General features: G+C 47.1%; 21 protein-coding genes and 1 tRNA gene. 19 read left to right on the forward strand and 3 right to left on the reverse strand.

The genetic code is table 11. The annotated features are described in order from the left end of the window. Positions 1–56 precede the first annotated feature (56 nt). From mnmG to FCN15_RS07100, 7 genes are all read left to right on the forward strand, one after another. Complete coding sequence (gene mnmG / locus FCN15_RS07070) at positions 57–1,946, forward strand: tRNA uridine-5-carboxymethylaminomethyl(34) synthesis enzyme MnmG (RefSeq protein ID WP_138494314.1); 1,890 nt, start codon at positions 57–59, stop codon at positions 1,944–1,946. An 8-nt stretch (positions 1,947–1,954) separates the two neighbouring features. After that, positions 1,955–2,677, forward strand: a complete 723-nt coding sequence (gene rsmG / locus FCN15_RS07075; RefSeq protein ID WP_138494315.1) for a 16S rRNA (guanine(527)-N(7))-methyltransferase RsmG — start codon at positions 1,955–1,957, stop codon at positions 2,675–2,677. A 418-nt stretch (positions 2,678–3,095) separates the two neighbouring features. After that, entirely contained in the window at positions 3,096–3,911 is an 816-nt protein-coding gene (noc, locus tag FCN15_RS07080) for a nucleoid occlusion protein (protein ID WP_138494316.1), read from the forward strand. 127 nt (positions 3,912–4,038) lie between these two features. Further along, a complete protein-coding gene (locus FCN15_RS07085; RefSeq protein WP_138494317.1) occupies positions 4,039–4,800 on the forward strand; it encodes a ParA family protein in 762 nt (253 codons plus the stop codon). After that, complete coding sequence (locus FCN15_RS07090; protein ID WP_138494318.1) at positions 4,793–5,632, forward strand: ParB/RepB/Spo0J family partition protein; 840 nt, start codon at positions 4,793–4,795, stop codon at positions 5,630–5,632. The genes FCN15_RS07085 and FCN15_RS07090 overlap by 8 nt, the downstream gene beginning before the upstream one ends. 126 nt (positions 5,633–5,758) lie before the next feature. Next, on the forward strand, positions 5,759–6,898 hold the full coding sequence (locus tag FCN15_RS07095; RefSeq protein WP_275259482.1) for an aminotransferase class V-fold PLP-dependent enzyme: 1,140 nt from the start codon (positions 5,759–5,761) through the stop codon (positions 6,896–6,898). Between the two features lie 68 nt (positions 6,899–6,966). Then, the gene (locus FCN15_RS07100) at positions 6,967–7,467 is read left to right on the forward strand and encodes a DUF4446 family protein (RefSeq protein ID WP_138494320.1); all 501 of its coding nucleotides are present in this window, start codon (positions 6,967–6,969) and stop codon (positions 7,465–7,467) included. Here FCN15_RS07100 and yyaC read toward each other — a convergent pair. Next, entirely contained in the window at positions 7,442–8,050 is a 609-nt protein-coding gene (yyaC, locus tag FCN15_RS07105; RefSeq protein WP_138494321.1) for a spore protease YyaC, read from the reverse strand. The genes FCN15_RS07100 and yyaC overlap by 26 nt on opposite strands. 212 nt (positions 8,051–8,262) lie before the next feature. Between yyaC and FCN15_RS07110 the strand changes: the two genes are divergently transcribed. From FCN15_RS07110 to FCN15_RS07125, 4 genes are all read left to right on the forward strand, one after another. Further along, complete coding sequence (locus FCN15_RS07110; protein WP_138494322.1) at positions 8,263–8,529, forward strand: putative Se/S carrier protein; 267 nt, start codon at positions 8,263–8,265, stop codon at positions 8,527–8,529. Beyond that, complete coding sequence (locus FCN15_RS07115) at positions 8,526–9,422, forward strand: mechanosensitive ion channel family protein (RefSeq protein WP_203232100.1); 897 nt, start codon at positions 8,526–8,528, stop codon at positions 9,420–9,422. The genes FCN15_RS07110 and FCN15_RS07115 overlap by 4 nt, the downstream gene beginning before the upstream one ends. Positions 9,423–9,457: 35 nt before the next feature. Continuing rightward, positions 9,458–9,697, forward strand: coding sequence for a DUF951 domain-containing protein (locus FCN15_RS07120; protein WP_138494324.1), 240 nt, complete (start codon positions 9,458–9,460; stop codon positions 9,695–9,697). A 65-nt stretch (positions 9,698–9,762) separates the two neighbouring features. Beyond that, positions 9,763–9,854 (forward strand) — tRNA-Ser (locus FCN15_RS07125). A gap of 115 nt (positions 9,855–9,969) precedes the next feature. On the opposite strand, the gene FCN15_RS07130 is transcribed toward FCN15_RS07125, so the two are convergent. Both FCN15_RS07130 and FCN15_RS07135 read right to left on the reverse strand, forming a co-directional pair. After that, on the reverse strand, positions 9,970–10,872 hold the full coding sequence (locus FCN15_RS07130; protein WP_138494535.1) for a LysR substrate-binding domain-containing protein: 903 nt from the start codon (positions 10,870–10,872) through the stop codon (positions 9,970–9,972). A gap of 438 nt (positions 10,873–11,310) precedes the next feature. Next, the gene (locus tag FCN15_RS07135) at positions 11,311–11,508 is read right to left on the reverse strand and encodes a YjzC family protein (RefSeq protein ID WP_138494325.1); all 198 of its coding nucleotides are present in this window, start codon (positions 11,506–11,508) and stop codon (positions 11,311–11,313) included. A 200-nt stretch (positions 11,509–11,708) separates the two neighbouring features. Here FCN15_RS07135 and rpsF point away from each other — a divergent pair, with 200 nt between their 5' ends. The 8 genes from rpsF (at position 11,709) to FCN15_RS07175 (ending at position 19,321) form a co-directional block, all read left to right on the forward strand. After that, positions 11,709–11,993, forward strand: a complete 285-nt coding sequence (rpsF, locus tag FCN15_RS07140; protein ID WP_138494326.1) for a 30S ribosomal protein S6 — start codon at positions 11,709–11,711, stop codon at positions 11,991–11,993. Positions 11,994–12,033: 40 nt separating this feature from the next. Then, positions 12,034–12,525: a single-stranded DNA-binding protein gene (gene ssb, locus FCN15_RS07145; protein WP_138494327.1), complete on the forward strand. Its 492-nt coding sequence runs from the start codon at positions 12,034–12,036 to the stop codon at positions 12,523–12,525. Positions 12,526–12,547: 22 nt separating this feature from the next. Next, a complete protein-coding gene (gene rpsR / locus FCN15_RS07150; protein ID WP_068699105.1) occupies positions 12,548–12,820 on the forward strand; it encodes a 30S ribosomal protein S18 in 273 nt (90 codons plus the stop codon). 767 nt (positions 12,821–13,587) lie between these two features. After that, entirely contained in the window at positions 13,588–15,363 is a 1,776-nt protein-coding gene (locus tag FCN15_RS07155; RefSeq protein ID WP_138494328.1) for an ABC transporter substrate-binding protein, read from the forward strand. Between the two features lie 72 nt (positions 15,364–15,435). Further along, positions 15,436–16,398, forward strand: coding sequence for an ABC transporter permease (locus FCN15_RS07160; RefSeq protein WP_138494329.1), 963 nt, complete (start codon positions 15,436–15,438; stop codon positions 16,396–16,398). Between the two features lie 12 nt (positions 16,399–16,410). After that, complete coding sequence (gene opp4C / locus FCN15_RS07165; RefSeq protein ID WP_138494330.1) at positions 16,411–17,340, forward strand: oligopeptide ABC transporter permease; 930 nt, start codon at positions 16,411–16,413, stop codon at positions 17,338–17,340. An 11-nt stretch (positions 17,341–17,351) separates the two neighbouring features. Further along, positions 17,352–18,359: an ABC transporter ATP-binding protein gene (locus FCN15_RS07170; RefSeq protein ID WP_138494331.1), complete on the forward strand. Its 1,008-nt coding sequence runs from the start codon at positions 17,352–17,354 to the stop codon at positions 18,357–18,359. Beyond that, entirely contained in the window at positions 18,356–19,321 is a 966-nt protein-coding gene (locus FCN15_RS07175; protein WP_138494332.1) for an ABC transporter ATP-binding protein, read from the forward strand. Before FCN15_RS07170 ends, FCN15_RS07175 begins: the two co-directional genes overlap by 4 nt. The last annotated feature ends 4 nt before the right edge of the window (positions 19,322–19,325 follow it).

Genomic DNA, 19,325 nt, shown 5'->3' on the forward strand with positions numbered 1-19,325 from the left:
TACAGGATGATAAACCTGACGTATATATTATTTGAGTTATAGAGGAGGAAACAGCTATGGGTTACACAGCAGGAAGCTACGACGTCATCGTCGTTGGCGCCGGCCATGCCGGTGTTGAAGCAGCTCTGGCGGCGGCGCGTATGGGCTGCAGCACGCTGATGGTTACCATTAACCTGGATATGATTGCTTTCATGCCCTGCAACCCGTCCATCGGCGGGCCTGCCAAAGGCCACGTTGTGCGTGAAATCGACGCGCTTGGCGGGGAAATGGGACGGAATATTGATAAGACGTTCATTCAAATGCGCATGCTGAATACAGGAAAAGGACCGGCTGTACACGCTTTGCGTGCGCAGGCCGATAAATTTTTGTACCAGCACACAATGAAAGAAACGATGGAGAAGGAGCCGAACCTGACCATGCGTCAAGGTATGGTAGAGAAGCTCATCGTGGAGAACGGCGAATGCGTAGGCGTCATTACGAAGACTGGCGCTGAATACCGCGCGAAGTCGGTGGTGCTGACTACCGGCACTTATCTCCGCGGCAAAATCATTATGGGCGAGCTGATGTACGAAAGCGGTCCGAACAACCAGCAGCCATCGGTGGGCCTTGCCCTTCATTTGAAGGAGCTCGGCTTCGATCTGGTTCGCTTCAAGACTGGTACGCCGCCGCGCGTGCATAAGGATACGATCGACTTCTCGCAAACGGAGATTCAGCCTGGCGATGAGAAGCCGAAATTCTTTTCCTATGAAACGAAGGGGTCGGACAATGAGCAGCTGCCTTGCTGGCTGACCTACACTTCTATTGAAACGCATGAGATTATTAACGGAAATCTGCACAGAGCACCGATGTTCTCCGGAGTCATTGAAGGAACGGGTCCTCGCTACTGCCCGTCTATTGAGGATAAAATTGTACGGTTCAGCGATAAGCCGAAGCATCAGATTTTTCTGGAGCCAGAGGGTAAAAACACATCGGAATACTATGTTCAAGGTCTGTCTACAAGTATGCCGGAAGATGTGCAGCTGCGCATTCTCCGTTCGATCCCCGGCCTGCAGAATGTAGAGATGATGCGCACGGGTTATGCGATTGAATATGATGCGATGGTACCGACACAGCTGTGGCCGTCGCTGGAAACGAAACGCCTTCCGGGTCTCTTTACGGCGGGGCAGCTTAACGGCACTTCCGGTTATGAGGAAGCGGCTGGGCAGGGGATTATGGCCGGCATTAATGCGGCACGCAAGGTGCAGGGCAAGGATCCGGTTATCCTCAACCGTTCGGAAGGATACATTGGCGTCCTGATTGACGATCTGGTGACCAAAGGGACCAACGAGCCTTACCGCCTGCTGACTTCCCGCGCCGAGTACCGGCTGCTGCTTCGCCATGACAATGCGGATCTGCGCTTGACCCCAATCGGCTATGAAATCGGACTGATTAAGGAAGATCGTTACCTGAATTTTTTGGATAAGAAAGCGAAGGTAGAGGCAGAAATTGAACGTCTGCGCGCCGCCAAAGTGAAGCCGTCCGAAGTGAATCCGCTGCTGGAGAGCATTGAATCGGCGCCGATTCAAGATGGAAGCAATCTGCTGACGATTTTACGCCGGCCGGAAGTGACTTATGAGATGATCCATACCCTGTCTCCGTCCGAAGTGGAACTGGATGAAGAGATGAGGGAGCAGGTCGAGATTCAAGTGAAATATGCTGGTTACATCGAGAAACAGCTGGTTCACGTTGAACGCCTCCAGAAGATGGAGAAGAAGAAGATTCCGGACACGATTGCGTATGAGGACATTCAGGGTCTGGCTATTGAAGCGCGGCAGAAGCTGTCCAAAATCCGTCCGATTTCGATCGGGCAGGCTTCTCGTATCTCCGGTGTAACTCCTGCGGATATTTCGATCCTGCTTGTTTACATGGAGCATTTCAACCGGGTAACTGCATCGAGAGAGGGGTAAAGACCGGAATGGATCAAGTCCAAGCCCAGTTTACCGGACTGCTGGAAGAGAAAGGAATCAAACTGAATGAGCAGCAGCTTGAGCAGTTTGAAGCTTATTTCCGCGAGCTGGTCAGCTGGAATGAGAAGATGAATTTAACCGGGATAACGGAACGCGAAGAGGTGTATATCAAGCATTTTTACGACTCCCTGTCCTTGGCATTCTATGTGAATATAGAGGGTGTAGGTTCATTGGCCGATATTGGCTCAGGAGCCGGATTCCCGGGTATTCCGTTAAAAATAGCTTTCCCTCATCTTGAGCTGACGATTGTGGATTCATTGAACAAGAGAATTCAGTTTCTGCAGCATGTGGCGAATGAGCTGAAGCTGGAGAAGGTTAAGCTCGTTCATGGCCGTGCCGAGGATCTTGCCCGCCAGCCTGGATTCAGAGACAGCTATGACCTGGTGACCGCCCGTGCTGTGGCGCGGATGGCTGTGCTTAATGAATTTTGCCTTCCCTTTGTTAAGATGGGAGGGACGTTTGCAGCAATGAAGGGTACAGATCCATCCGATGAGGTTAAGGAAGCCAGCCGCAGCTTTAAGGAACTAAAAGGAAAACTTAAATATTCCTCCCAGTTCGAGCTTCCTGTATCTAATTCCGATCGGCATATTCTTATAGTTGAGAAGCTGCAGGCTACTCCGGGCAAATATCCGCGTAAAGCGGGTATGCCTTTGAAATCGCCGCTTGTATGATTCTCGGTGAATGAACCAACATATGAACGAACAAATAAATGAACAAATGAACGAACAAATGACAAGATGAATTGCAGAATTGGAGAATTTGAGGTGCCTTCGGGCACCTTTTTTTTAATACGCTGCTGCAACTAACCCAGGTTCCATTTTATGGGGAAACTGTCTATTGTTCCACGTGAAACATCACTCCCAAAATTAAAAATAGGGGATGGAATAGAATAGGATTATAGAGAAAAAAGTGGTAGAATAGACTTAGCTGTAAGAGCTCTTCTAAGCGCTTTAGCTGGTTGCTTGTTACATATAGAAGAGTTAACGGCTTGCGATTGAATCCCGACAATTACTTTGAAGCATGTCATTTAAGGGAAGTCATAGAGGAAATACCTTTATGAAACTATGAAACTAGGTGGTAATCTGCGGAATGAAAGAACAATTTTCTAAATTGTTTGGTTTGACTGAGCGAAGCGCCGGGGATGAAGTGAAGCAAATTCCGGTAGACGGGATTGTCGGAAGCCCGTATCAGCCACGTACCATTTTTGATGATGAGAAGATAGAGGAATTGTGCCAAACGATTAAAACCCATGGCATTATTCAGCCCATTGTGGTGCGCTTACGCAACAATTCTTACGAGATCATAGCGGGCGAGCGCCGCTGGAGAGCGGTCAAGAAGTTAGGTATGGAGACCATTCCGGCGATCATCCGCGATTTTAATGATTCGCAGGCGGCGTCCATTGCGCTGATCGAGAACCTGCAAAGAGAAGGCTTGACCTCTATCGAAGAAGCGGTTGCTTATCAGAATTTAATTGATCTGCATCAGCTGACTCAGGAAAGTCTTGCGCAGCGCTTAGGCAAGAGCCAGTCCACAATTGCGAACAAAATTCGCCTGCTGCAGCTTCCTGAGATCGTCAAGAACGCCTTGATGGAACGCAAAATTACGGAGCGCCATGCCCGGGCCTTGTTGTCCTTGGATACGGAAGAGCTGCAGCAGAAGGTGCTAGAAGAAATCATCTCCAAAGAACTGAATGTCAAACAAACAGAAGCCCGAATTGCTTTCTATAAAGAAGTTGCCAAAACTAAAAAGAAGAAACGGATCTCTTTTACCAAAGATGTCCGGTTAGCCTTAAATACGATTCGTCAATCCATTGATATGGTCAATGACTCCGGCTTGGAAATTAAGACCTCCGAGACCGATCATGAAGACCATTATGAAATTGTGATACAAATTCCAAAGCGGTAAAGGGAACGGGTTTGTGATCAAGGGGCGGCAGAAGAGGCCGCTTTTTGCGTCTTTTTGTAGTTATGTCATCCAATGATTAACAGCCGGATCTACAAGAAGATTTCTTAAGAATATTGAGGTGAACAGGTTGTCTAAAACAATAGCCATAGCCAATCAGAAGGGCGGGGTAGGCAAAACAACGACTTCCGTCAACTTGGGTGCTGGACTTGCTCTGTTAGGAAAGAAAGTGCTGCTCGTCGATATTGATCCTCAAGGCAATACAACAAGCGGCGTAGGCATTAATAAAGCAGACGTACCGAACTGTATCTATGATGTGCTGATTAACGAAATTCATCCGCGGGAAGCTATAAATCCTACACAAATTGAAGGGCTGGATATTATTGCTGCCACGATTCAGCTGGCTGGTGCGGAGATCGAGCTGGTTCCGACCATTTCGCGTGAGGTTCGTTTGAAGAAAGCGCTGCAGCTTGTGAAGAATGATTACGATTATATTCTGATCGACTGCCCTCCGTCACTTGGTATTTTGACGCTTAATTCGCTTACGGCTGCTGACTCGGTATTAATTCCGATTCAATGTGAATTTTATGCGTTGGAGGGCCTGAGCCAGCTGTTGAATACTGTCCGTTTGGTGCAGAAGCATCTGAACACTTCTCTTGAGATTGAAGGCGTACTGCTGACGATGTTTGATGCCCGGACTAATCTTGGGATTCAGGTTATAGAAGAAGTGAAGAAGTATTTTCAGCAAAAAGTATACAAAACGGTCATTCCTCGTAATGTCCGCTTAAGCGAGGCACCGTCCCATGGACAGTCCATTATGACTTATGACCCTCGGTCAAAGGGAGCCGAAGTTTATTTAGAGTTGGCAAAGGAAGTGGTTTCCTATGAGTAAACGCCTTGGTAAAGGACTTGATGCTCTGATTCCTTCGCTATCCGTTACGGACGACGATAAAGTGGTGGAAATTTCATTAAAGCAGCTTCGTGCCAATCCTTATCAGCCAAGAAAATCATTTGATGAAGAAGCCATTAAAGAGCTGGCTGAGTCCATCCGTCAGCATGGTGTGATCCAGCCGATCATCGTCAGAAGTGTCCTTAAAGGATATGAAATTATAGCCGGCGAGCGGCGTTTCCGTGCCTCCCTATATTGCGGGAAAGATACGATCCCGGCAGTCATCCGGAATTTTACGGATCAGCAGGTCATGGAGATTGCACTCATTGAGAACCTGCAGCGCGAGAATCTGAATGCAATGGAAGTCGCAGTAGCCTACCAGGGACTGATGGATCAATTCCAACTCACCCAGGAAGAATTATCCATGAAGGTGGGCAAGTCAAGATCGCATATCGCCAACTTCCTGAGACTGCTTTCTTTGCCGGAGGATGTTAAAGAGCATGTTTCACGTGGAACATTGTCTATGGGACATGCAAGGGCGCTTGTTGGTCTTAAAAATACGGAGACCATCAAGCAGCTTGCCAAACAATGTATTGAAGGCGAGTGGAGCGTTCGCCAATTAGAGGAAGCTGTGCAGCAGTTTGACCGAAAGGGTAAAGATAAGCCAAAGCCGGCAAACAAGAAACGCGATCCTTATATTGAAGAAGTGGAAGAAGTGCTCCGCGATCGTTTCAAGACAACGGTCAAGATCAAAGCTACTAAAGAAAAAGGCAAAATTGAAATTAACTATTATAACCAGCAGGATCTGCAGCGTTTACTCGATTTGCTTCAATAAGTCGATGATGACATATCTGTCTTGAATCCAAGATAGATGTGTCTTCTTCTTTATACCCTTAGCACACCAGTTTCAAATATAACCTTATCTGCCAGGGAGGGGAAATTTCTGGAACAGAAGGAACGGATCTATTTGGATCATGCAGCAACCTCATGGCCAAAGCCGCAGTCGGTGCTTGATGCCATGATGGACTCGATGACGGCAGCAGCCGGCAGCCCGGGACGCGGTACACACAGTATGTCCTTGCAGGCAGGCAGAACCATGAATAAGGCAAGACTGGAGCTGTCCAAACTGCTGGGCTTTAGGAATCCGAATGACGTAGCCTTTACCCAAAATGCGACTATGTCCTTGAATTTGGCCATTAAGGGGCTGCTCAAGCCAGGGGACCATGTGATCACAACGATGCTGGAGCATAATTCTGTCCGCCGTCCATTAGAATTCTTGAAGAGGACTCAGGGCATAGAAGTAGATTATGTAGAGGTTGAACCTTCCGGTGAGATAAATTTGGAATCAGTGGCCAGGCTTTTTCGTGTTAATACTAAGATGGTCATTGCTGCACACAGCTCGAACTTGTTAGGCTGTATTCTACCTGTTGAAGCGCTGTCCCAATTGGCTCATCAACATGGAGCAGTGATGCTTGTTGACGGTGCGCAGACGGTTGGCAATTATCCGGTGCACGTAGAGAAGCTGGGAATTGATCTGCTGGCGTTTCCAGGGCATAAAGGCCTGCTCGGGCCGCAGGGGACGGGCGGACTTTATATTCATCCTGAGCTGCAGCTTGAGCCTCAGATGCATGGGGGAACAGGCAGCCAATCGGATCAACCGGAGCAGCCAGATATCCGGCCGGACCGGTATGAAGCCGGGACACCCAATTTGCCTGGAATTGCCGGCTTAGCTGCGGGTGCTGCTGAGATAAACCGAATCGGTGTAGAGAACATTTATAATCACGAGTGGAAAATGACCCAAACTCTGATAAGCAATCTGCAGCATATAAAAGGGATACGCCTGCTTGGACCGGCACTCGGACAGCCGAGAACCGGCATTGTTTCGTTTGTTCTTGAGAATCAGGATCCGGCACAGACGGCTTTCCAGCTCGACCGGCAATATGGAATTGCAGTACGGGCAGGGTACCATTGTACGCCGCTTGGACACGAGATGTCCCAAACCAAAGATACGGGTGCAGTAAGAGTCAGTGTTGGGTATACTACACAAGAACACGAAATTGAAGCCTTAATTCGGGCGGTCAGCGCGCTGGCTAAAGCCTAATAAAATAAATATAAATCATATAGATTAAACAAACCGCATGATGAACAACAAAGGAGAAGAACATTAACATGCAGGATTTAAACGATCTCATTTCAGACCAGCTGTTCGCACTCATTGGCGGGTTGGCTTTACTTGTATTATGGCTGCTCATCTGGAATTTTGTTCAAGGGGCAAAATTGCGAAAGATGCGCAAAAGGTATGAGATGATGATGAAGGGGACGGGAGTGGAGGACTTGGAGTCTCTTCTCGTTAATTTGAAGGTTCAGCTCGATGAAGTAGAAGAGGAGCATGGGAAGCAGCAGCGGCAACTGCAGCGTCTAGAAGCCATCATCCCTAAGCAAAAGGCAAAAATAGGCATAAAGCGTTATAACGCTTATGCCGAAACAGGCAGTGATCTCAGCTTCTCCATCGCTATCGTCAACGATATGAAAGATGGCGTAGTGATCACAGGGCTATTTAATCGCGAAGGCTCGTATGTATACGCGAAACCCTTGCAGCAAGGCCAGTCCACTTATAATTTATCACCTGAAGAGCTTGAAGCCATTAGTCTGGCTGGACAAGAGGTCTAAAGCCGCCCCGTTTCCATTCTTTAATAGCGGCATATAGGCTGCTTGCGATCACCTCGGATAGACGCATGACCAAACTAAGCCTCGTATTCTGAAGCACAAAGTACTCCATAAAGCCGCCGACATTGACGATGCCAGTTAGATGGATATCGCCAACCGGCGGCAATTCTTTATTTACCCCTGCTCCCGGGCGGAGCGGTCCTTCCACGATCTGAATACAGCCTACACTGGACGACTGGCCCAGACAGGCATCAATACCGATGATGAATGGATTATAATAAGTCTGGTTAATAAGAGTTAACGTTTCCTGCAAATTCATGGCATGAACAGGCTGCTCTAAAGTTCCATATAGATGGAATAGGTGATGATCAAATTTGGAGAGTGCCGTACCGACCAGCGGTCCCAGACAATCACCTGTAGAACGGTCTGTCCCAATACAGACAACGATAATAGGCCGTTGATATGCATTTTGATTAAAGTGCAGCAGCAGACGGTGAATAAGGGCGGAGTGAACCCCTGGTTCGGTATGGGGGATTTTTAAGTGTGAAATTCCCTGTACGCGGGAAGCTGGTTCCAATTGAGACATAGCAGGATCTCTCCTTATCTTGATAAATTAGTCTTCAGCAGTACGGCGGAATTTGCAAGAATCACCGGAACTCATTACAATGAACTAACAGAAGAGGCCCTTAGGCAGGAAGCGGCTTGGCCGACTCCGGCATGAATAGAGGTCTAGTAGTCAGTATATGGAAGATTAAGGGGTTTTATACTTCATTCCCGAATCATTTTAGGAGGATCAAGATGGAGGATTGGCTGGTAATGGCTTTTGATTCCACGCAGCAGGCGCTTCGTGCTGAAATGCTTATGGAGTATCTGGAACTGGAGTTTGATTTGTTCCCCACGCCGAAATCAATTACGGCTGGCTGCGCATTATCCATCCAATTTCCAGGACAGCTGCTGGAGCAGGTTGCCAAGATGGTGGATCAGGAGAAGGTGGAGATTCGGGGAATTTATAAACCGGGCAGCAATGGTTATGAAGAATTAGAGGTGAAGGAGGCGGGATTGTGAACCATTTTCTACTAGAGGTTAGTAATGCGGAAGATACGATAAATGCGGTCACAACCTGGAACGAGAAGGTATGGAATAATTTGACAGACCTTACTCTATGGGAAAATATTATTTTTGCGTGTATCCGCATCGTGATCATCTGGCTGATTACACGGCTGTTTATTCGAATTGTTTACAAGATCATTGATAACTCGTTGGAACGCAAGGAGAAGAACCGGCACACGGTGAATCCGCGGCGGTTCATAACGGTCGGTGAGCTGCTTAAAAATATTACTACCGTCGTCTGCAATTTCATTATGATTATGCTCATTTTGGGTGAGATCGGGGTCAATTTGGGTCCTCTCATCGCCGGCGCCGGCATAGTTGGGTTAGCGGTTGGTTTTGGCGCGCAGAGTCTGGTCAAGGACGTCATTACAGGATTCTTTGTCATCTTTGAAGATCAGTTTGCCGTAGGGGACGTAGTGCAGATTGCAGGAGTAAAGGGTACGGTAGAAATGATTGGCTTACGGTCGACCCGTATTGTCAGCTGGACAGGGGAAGTGCAGATCATTCCGAATGGAATGATCGCAACGGTTACCAATTACTCGCTTAATAATGCGTTAGCCCTTGTCGATCTTCCGTTCAGCAATTCGAAAAAGCTTGATGAAGCTATTGATTTGCTTAAAGAGGCCATGGTTCAATTAAAGGAAGATAATGATTTGATTACAGAGGTGCCGAATGTGACAGGCGTACAGTCCTTGACAACCAGTGAATACGTGGTAAGGATCACCCTGGAGTGTTTACCGACAAACCGGGCCGATCTGGAGCGGGAAATCAAGGCTTATGCCAAAACGGCGCTTGAGCAGGAGGAAGCCAGACAGGCAGCCAGAGGAGAAGCAAGCAGCGGGGCTTAAAGAGAATAATTATATTCTGCAGGGGGAAGTATAAAATGGAGAGAAAGTCCTTCCAGCTCGGGGATATTGTGCAAATGAAGAAGAATCATCCGTGCGGGAGCAACGAAATGGAAATCATCCGCATGGGGATGGATATCCGGATTAAATGTGTGGGGTGCAAGCACAGTGTCCTTATTCCAAGGGCCAAGTTTGAGAAAAATATGAAGAAGGTCATCCGCTCTGCGGAGCCTTCCAACCTTCCTAACCTCACTGGCGAAGGACCGCTATCCGAGTAGAAGTTAATTTATTAACCCAGCATCTTGCGTGACAGCCGAAACCATGATATAATCATGTATGCTGCGGAAAGGTACCCAAGAGGTCATAAGGGGACTGACTCGAAATCAGTTAGGCGTCGTAAGGCGTGCGAGGGTTCGAATCCCTCTCTTTCCGCCACTTAAATCATTGATCGATGTTTAGTTACATACGGCTAATAAGTAACACCTCCATTGCCTTTGCGATGGAGGTGTTTTTGTTTATTTTTCTGGCATGTGTGATTGGAATGTGTGAATTATGGCTGTGTCCTCACACCCAAAGTAAGGTGATCGATAAAGGCTTGGAGCAGGGCAGAGCGGTGACGGTTCTTATTTGTTGCAATATAGATCAATCTCTTGGGCAGGTCTCCGGGAATATCGCGGGTCTGAAGCAGTCCCTGCTGCACTTCCCACTCAACGGCCATACGGGAGACGAAGGAAATATGGCCTCCAAGCATGACAGTTTGTTTAGTTGCTTCAAGGGAATCGATCTCAAGGAATGAGCACAGGCGGCAATGATACTTATCCAGCCAATGCTCGGTCAAGCTGCGGGTACTGGAATCTTGTCCGGACAGGATAAAGGGGTAAGCGGCAATCTGATCGGCTTCAGGCTCAGGCTGGGAGGCCAGAGGGTGGTTTGGGGCAAAAATCAGCACCAGATCATCTTCACCCACGATGTGCCGGTCGATCTGACTGGATGCAGAGGGCTCTATCGTAAGGACCCCCAGATCAACTTCGTGCTGTTCAAGCATAGCCTGTATAGAAGGCCCAGAGTGCACCGCCAAGGAAATATGAAGGTTAGGATGTTCGTTGGAGAAATGCCGCAGCACACCAGGCATGAGGTAGGTGGCAGGCACATAGCTGGCGCCAATCCGGAGACTTCCTTTGCGGAGCGTATCGAATTCTGTGACGGCTCTCTGCGCTTCGGCAGCCAGGGCTCCAATTCTGACCGCGTAGTGGTGAAGGGCGTACCCGGCGTCGGTCAGTACGATTTTTCCCATCCGCATATCAAACAGCTTAACGCCAAAGTCCCGCTCCATATTCTTCATATGAAAAGTAACCGTCGGCTGCTTTAATTCCAAAATTTCTGCAACGGTCGTAATCTTCTTATGCTTCTCCAGCAGCTCGATAATCCGAAGCTTCAACAAGTTCAGGTTCATCATCATCAAACCTTCTCCCATAGCGCATTCCGCAAATTTTCCACCTATATATAGATTAAATTTATGAATGTTAAAAGTGTTCATTGAATGAATTAATTCTGTTTTAACTTTGCAATAACACTTGGCGGAAGTGGGAGGAGGGAGGGGGCGCATGTTGAATTTGTGCAAAAAGAAAACAGGACCCCTAAAGGTCCTGTCCGACGGCGCCTGCTAATGGACATTCATTCTCACAAATCAGGAACAGGATACACTGCCATTCAAGACAGTCTTGCCGTAAAGCGGAACTTTGCGGTAGTCCTTCAATCCAAGCTTGTGATTAGACTCCTAACAGACAATGAAAAGCGACTTGATCCAATGGAATCACACCTCTCTTGTTAAGCGCCGTCTGATAATTAGAATAACCAGCAGTCACGGATTATATACACTGGCCTATAAAAATTAATGGACAAGCGCCTTCTCGGCTTTTTTCCATTTACGGTCCTTGTTCGTGGTTTCCGGAAAAGACTCGCCTTTCTTCAGCTTAATGCGCTTCGGGTTTTGAATTTGGGTATGGAAGCTGCGCGCTTCACCGACCTCCGTATAAATACCATCATTCGGCGCCTTATCGCCCGGCTCGAATTCAGTGCGTTCACCCATCCTAATCGCTCCTTTAATTATAAATAATGAGATGCAGGCTTATTGTGCTCCGAAAGCGGGGACTCCATAAGCGGACAATAATGTAAACTTGCATGAATGCCGGACATTTGTTATATTAATATAGTTCGAGAAAATAACTCGTTCCTTGCTCCTAACAGTTGACCTGATTAGGGGCCTTAGTCCAAGAGGAGGTGAAATAGATGCGCAAATACGAAGTAATGTACATTATTCGTCCAGACATCGAGCAGGAAGCTGTTCAAGCTGCTGTCGAGAAGTTCCAAGGCATCATCCAAAACGGTGGCGAAATTACAAAACATGACGTTATGGGTAAACGCCGTCTTGCGTATGAGATCAACAAGTTGCGTGATGGAGTTTATGTATTGGTGAACTTTACTGCTACTCCAGACGTTGTCAACGAGCTTGAGCGGATCATGAAGATCTCTGACGAGGTTATCCGTTATCTCATCACTAAAGACGTTGCTTAATAACCGATTGTAGTTAGGACTACCCAAAGGAGGGACCTGGATGTTGAACCGTGTCATTCTGATCGGCCGGCTGACCCGGGATCCGGAGCTGCGTTATACGCCATCCGGCGTTGCGGTAACCCAGTTTACCATCGCAGTGGACAGACCTTTCACGTCGCAAGGCGGAGAAAGAGAAGCGGATTTCATACCGGTCGTTACATGGAGACAGCTTGCTGAGACTTGTGCAAACTACCTGCGCAAAGGTCGTTTGACTGCTGTAGAGGGACGCATTCAAGTTCGGAATTATGAGAATAACGAAGGTAAACGGGTATATGTTACTGAAGTTATTGCTGATAACGTTCGTTTCTTGGAGTCGAACCGCGAAGGCGGCGCCGGCAATGGTGGAGGTATGCCGCGGGAAGAAGCTCCTTATAGCGGAGGCGGAAACCGCAGCACGGGCAATAACAGCGGCGGCTACTCGCGCGGTAATCAGGATCCATTTTCCGACGACGGGAAGCCGATCGATATTTCGGATGATGATTTACCATTCTAACTTGGAAAGGACTGAATAGGACATGGCTTTCAAACAAAGAGAAGGCGGAGACAACGACAAAAGACCGGCTCGCCGCGGCGGCCGCAACAAACGTCGTAAAGTGTGCTACTTCACTGTCAACAAAATTACTCACATTGACTATAAAGATACTGAGCTGCTCAAGAAATTTATCAGCGAGCGCGGCAAAATTTTGCCACGCCGTGTAACGGGCACCAGCGCAAAATACCAACGCCTTTTGACAATCGCTGTTAAGCGTTCCCGTCAAATCGCATTGCTTCCTTACACAACTGAGTAAGATCAGGGGGAGCAGGAGACCGGCCATTCTAAATGGCTGGTCTTTTTTTGTTTTTTTTTAAGGCTTACAGCGGGTAATGAAAATAGTCATGTTAGGTTATTTACGGAATATATTAGACTTAACTTTTAAATAAAATTGAGAATGTCCTCAACCGGTGGACAAAGTAATATTCATAATGGACGTATGAAAAAGAGCATAATTCTTCTATTTTGTAGGTAAAATGGGAGTTAAAATTAGTATATATACAATATTAATAATAAATATACATTAATCTAATTTTAAGTGTACACTCAGGAATGTCAAAAAACGTTGATATATCAAAGTTTTTAAGCAAGCTTACAAATATAGTTGATCAACTGATCAAAAAATATTTTTGATAAAGGTGAATAAAAGTGCTTGGAATTTTGGTAATATTCATGTATATTAGTTACTAATCCGAACAATCACATGGTCAATTAGTCAATTTTTATGTACTGTGGCTTTTATTTCCTAGTCTCTAAATAACAAAGAGGGATAGATTTGGAGATTATTGACCTTTGGTTATTTATTCATTTTTAAAGTATTTTCAATGAATTGAAGAACCAAGTAGATCGGATATCTTAAAACACTTAATTCCTACCAAATTAATTGGAAAAGTAGTGTTACATACACTCACATTTGTAATGACTGCTATCCGAATAATTGGGATCAGCCACCAACGGGGATATATTATTTTCATAATATATTTTTAAAGACAAAGCTTTTATTCAAAAGAGGAGGATCATTGAATGACAAAGAAATGGAGCGTACTGGTTGGTCTTGTATTAGCAACATCAATGGTGCTGTCCGCGTGCGGCGGCGGAAATAATAACGCAGCTTCGAGCAACGCGCCGGCATCGGCAAACGCAAGCAACGCAGGTGAAAGCGCGAGTACGGAAGCAAGCGCAAGCACGGATGCAAATGACCCTGCAGGAAATGCAAATGGTGTAATTAAAGCGTCGGATATGTCCCTGCTTCCGGCAAGTGCGGCTGCACGTAAAGACACCTTAATAGTTGGCATGACAGCTCCACAAGGTATATTCAATCCATTATTCTCTTCTACCGTGTACGACAACTATGTGAACGATGTCATCTTTGATTACTTCATTACAGTAAAAGCTGATGGAACTTATGAAAATAGTCTTGCTGATTCCGTGGAAATTACTAATGATAATAAAACTTACACGTATCATTTGAAACAAGGCGTGAAGTATACGGACGGAACTCCGGTAACCGTTAAAGATTACTACTTCGCATTGAAGGTATATCTTGATCCTAAATACGACGGTGAGTCTGACCTGACGCTGGCTAAAATTGTAGGATCAGATGAGTATAAGAACGGCAGCGCCACAGAAATCTCAGGTGTTAAGATCATTGACGACAATACCATCCAGATCGACGTATCGGATTATGACGCGATGACTCAAGTCTACTTGGGTACGATTCCATTCATTTCTGAAGCATACTACGGTAAAGGATTCAAGAAAGGAAGCCTTGATTCTATTAAAGCTTTGAATACTAAACCGCTGGGCAGCGGTCCATATGTGCTGAGCAGCTATAAAGCGGGTCAGGAAGTAGATTTTACGGCTAACGACAGCTACTTCAAAGGCGCGCCTAAAGTGAAGAACATGATCTACAGAACCACAACAGATGGAACGAACCTGTCTTTGATCCAATCCGGCGAGACAGATATGGATAACATTACAGTAACAGAAGATAACGTAGAAGAGCTTAAGGCTATGGGCTTCGTGGATGTCAACATTCTTCCTAACAATGGCTACGGCTATATCGGCATGAACCTGAAAGAGAAGAAGTTCGCAGATCAAAAGGTCCGTCAGGCTCTGACTTACGGTTTGAACCGTAAAGATATTGTAGAAGGCGTATACGGCAGCTATGCTAACGTAATTGATATTCCTGAATCCAAAGTATCCTGGGCTTATACGGATGAAGGAATCAACCACTATGACTTCGATACAGAGAAAGCGAAACAGCTTCTCGATGAAGCCGGATGGAAGGTTGGCTCTGATGGTATCCGCGAGAAAGACGGCGAGAAATTCGTAATTAACTTCTCCGCTACTGCAGACAACCCGGTTGTAGATGCTCTTCTTCCGATCATGACTCAGAACTACAAAGATTTGGGCATTGATCTGAAGGCAGAAACACTCGACTTTAACGCCATCATGGAGAAGGCTGACAAAGGCGACTACGATATGTACTTTGCTGCTTGGGGCTTGACTCCGGATCCGGATAACACAGTCTACATCACAAACGGTGCTCAAAACCGCTTCGGCTACTCCAATGCTACAGTTGACAAACTGATGGCTGAAGGAAGAAAAGAACTGGATACTGAGAAACGTAAAGAGATCTACAAACAAATGTACCAAGAGCTGAACAAGGACGTTCCTGCCATCTTCATGTACCAAAGAACTAACATGTATGGCATCAGCGGCCGCGTTACAGGATTTGACCTTTCGCCGTATAAAGATTTCGACTTGAGCTTGTACCAAGTACAGCTTCAACAATAACATCACAGGATGGATATGCTCAGCTCCCAGGTGGAGCTGGGCATATCGATTTATAAGCCAGGAGGAATTTTAATGAGGCAGTATATCATCCGGCGTCTTCTGCAAATGATTCCTACGTTAATCGGGATCTCGATTATCGTGTTTGCCATCTCTGCAATGGTTCCGGGAGATTTCATTACGGCGAAGAATAATCCCAATATGACGGCAGAGAAGGCGGAGCAGCTTCGGCATATCTACGGTTTAGACAAACCTGAATATGAAAGATATTTTATTTGGGCAGGCAACATGCTCAAAGGGAATATGGGTGACTCTTTACAGCACAAGCAGCCTGTAACGGAAGTTATTAATACGTATGTCTGGAACTCATTTATCATTGCACTGGCAACTTTAATTCTAAGCTGGGTAATAGCTGTTTTTACCGGCGTGTTCTCGGCCAAGTTTCAGTATTCTTTCTTTGATAGGATAGTGACGCTCACCGTCTTCCTGTGTATGTCACTGCCATCCTTCTTTATTGGTCTCCTGTTAATCAAATTGTTCGCGCTGGACTGGAAGCTCTTCCCGGTTTCGGGTATGACGACTGCCGGTCACAATGACGCGGGCTGGGCTTATATTAAAGATGTGGTCAAGCATATGTTCCTGCCAACGCTAGTCTTGACCATGCTTAGTACGGGAAGCCTTACCCGGTATTTCCGGGCTGGAATGCTGGAGGTTATCCGCCAGGATTATATCCGGACAGCTCGTGCTAAGGGTCTTAAAGAAGTTACGGTTATTTTTAAACATGCTCTTCGTAATGCACTGCTTCCAGCTATCACGCTGCTTGGCTTTGAATTGCCGGCCTTGTTCGGCGGTGCGATGATTTTGGAAAAAGTATTTGTTTGGCCGGGGATCGGCCAGGTTTATCTGGAATCCATTAACATGCGGGATTATCCGTTTATGTTAGGCTTTACAATCTTCTTGTCCATATTAACACTCCTGGGTAATCTGCTTGCCGATGTCCTTTACGGAATTGCAGATCCAAGAATTCGCTTAAAGTAGGGGGAGGTACAGATGTCCTTGGAGGCTGCACCAGTAGAAGTGAATGCTCAAGTACCAGCGAAGCCAGTTAAGGCCGATTCACCTTGGAGAATTGCAGTGCGGAGGTTTGCCCGCAATAAACTGGCTTTAGCAGGACTTATTATTGTCATATTAATGTTCTTGATCTGCTATATCGGCCCGCTTCTTTCACCTTATAATCTGTATGATTATAAATTAACGGATAAGAACCTCGCTCCGAATGCGTCGCACTGGCTTGGAACCGATAAGCTAGGACGGGATATTCTGCTCAGAACGATGCTGGCAGGAAGAATCTCTTTGGCGGTTGGTTTGGTAGCTACTATTATTACTGTGCTTGTCGGTGCTACGTTAGGAGCAGTTGCGGGATTTTATAGAGGTTTTGTTGATACTGTAATTATGCGGTTTGCAGATATTTTCTCCTCTATTCCTACTTTGCCTATTCTCATTATTATGGGTACCGTGTTGTCTGACCTTAAGGTAGACCCTAGTAACCGAATTTATTTCCTGATGCTAATGTTAGGTGTTCTGAGCTGGATGGGTCTCGCCAGGCTGGTCCGAAGCCAGATTCTTACTCTGAGAGAGCAGGAGTTTATGCTGGCGACAGATGCGCTCGGGCTTAAAGATAACCGGAAGATCTTCCGGCATTTGCTGCCGAACACTATTCCTATCATTATTGTATCCGCGACGTTGAGTGTGGCAGGAGCTATTCTCTCTGAATCTGCACTTAGCTTCTTGGGAATTGGGGTTGTCCCTCCAACACCTTCATGGGGGAACATGATTTCTGCTGCTAACAACTTGATCGATTTCCGCAAGAGACCATGGCTCTGGGTTCCGCCTGGCATGTGTATCCTGATCACTGTTACTGCAGTCAATCTGATTGGTGACGCCCTGCGTGATGCCCTTGACCCTAAAATGAAAAAGTAGGAGACACGATTATGGCTAAACAAACGGTGGAAACCAAGACGCTTGTAGAGTTTAAAAATCTAAAAACTCACTTCCACACATCGGCCGGCGTCGTTAAAGCGGTTGATGATGTAAGCTTTAGTATACGAGAAGGCGAAACGCTCTGCGTAGTAGGGGAATCCGGCTGCGGCAAGAGCGTAACTGCGATGTCTCTGATGAGATTGATTGAGACGCCTCCCGGCGAGATTGCCGGCGGAGAAATCCTGTTCGAGGGGAAAGATTTGCTCAAGCTGAGCAAGCGGGATATGAGCCGTCTTCGCGGCAACGAAGTGGCAATGATTTTTCAGGAGCCGATGTCTTCCTTAAACCCGGTGCTGACCATCGGGGAGCAGATCTGCGAGCCTTTGATTCTGCACAAAAATATGGACCGCAAGGAGGCCAAGAAGCGTGCGATTGAACTGATTACGCTCGTTGGCATTCCGCGTGCGGAGGATATTTTTCACGCCTATCCGCATGAGCTTAGCGGCGGCATGCGCCAGCGGATCATGATCGCGATTGCCCTTAGTTGTGATCCCAAGCTGCTGATTGCCGATGAGCCGACTACGGCGCTTGACGTAACGATTCAGGCTCAGATTCTCGACTTGATGCGGGAGATCAAAACGAAAGTCAACACGGCGATTATGCTGATTACGCATGACCTGGGCGTTGTTGCGGAAATGGCTGATTTCGTTGTCGTCATGTATGCGGGCAAAGTGATCGAGGAAGCGCCGGTTATCGACTTGTTCAAAGACCCGCAGCACCCTTATACTAAGGGACTGCTGAAGGCAAAGCCGGTCTTGAACCAGAAGCAGGAGCGCTTGTACTCCATTCCGGGGCAGGTGCCCAATCCGGTTGAACTCGGCAGCAACTGCCACTTCCATGACCGCTGCGAATTCTGCATGGAGATTTGCAAAACGAAAGAGCCGCCTCTTCGAATCCATGGGGACAGCAAACATAAAACAGCATGCTGGCTGTATGAAGAGGAGGGGAAAGTACAATGACGGAAGCATTAGTCGAAGTTCAAAATCTGAAGAAGTACTTTCCGATCACCGGCGGTGTATTCTCCCGGACAGTCGGCAACGTCAAAGCGGTTGACGGCGTTTCTTTTACTATTCATAAGGGGGAATCCTTTGGCCTCGTTGGAGAATCCGGCTGCGGAAAGAGCACGATCGGCCGTACCCTGCTTCGTTTGAATGATAAAACGGACGGGAAGGTGCTGTTTAAAGGCCAGGACATCCATCAATTGTCTAAGTCCCAACTAAGATCGATACGTCCAAAGATGCAGATCGTCTTCCAGGATCCGTTCAGCTCCCTCAATCCGAGAATTAAGATCGGTGAAGCGATTGGGGAAGCGCTGCTGAGCCATGGGCTCATTGACCGCAAAGATCTGAAAGACCGCGTGATGGAGACATTAAAAATCTGCGGCTTGGCGCCGTATCATTATAACCGTTACCCGCACGAATTCTCGGGCGGTCAGCGTCAGCGGATCGGAATTGCGCGTGCACTGATTCTGGAACCGGAATTTATCGTGGCAGACGAACCGGTATCTGCGCTTGACGTATCGATTCAAGCCCAGATTATTAATCTGCTTACGGATCTTCAGGCCGAGAAGCAGCTGACCTATCTGTTTATCTCTCATGATTTGAGTGTCGTTGAGCACTTGTGCGACCGTGTAGGCGTAATGTATTTGGGCTCCATGGTTGAGATGGCGCGCAAAGAAGAGCTGTTCGGCAACCCGCTGCATCCTTACACGAAAGCTTTGATGTCAGCGATTCCAATTCCCGATCCGACCTTGAAACGTGAGCGCATTGTGCTGCAGGGGGATCTGCCGAGCCCGGCGAATCCGCCGTCCGGCTGCAAGTTCCATACTCGCTGCCCGCTTGCGACCGACCTGTGCAAGGAGAAAGAACCGGAATACCGCGATGCTGGCAATCAGCACTTTGTGGCCTGCCACTATGCTTAACCGG

It is taken from the genome of Paenibacillus pinistramenti (genome assembly GCF_005869875.1).
GTDB classification, from domain to species: Bacteria; Bacillota; Bacilli; order Paenibacillales; family Paenibacillaceae; genus Fontibacillus; species Fontibacillus pinistramenti.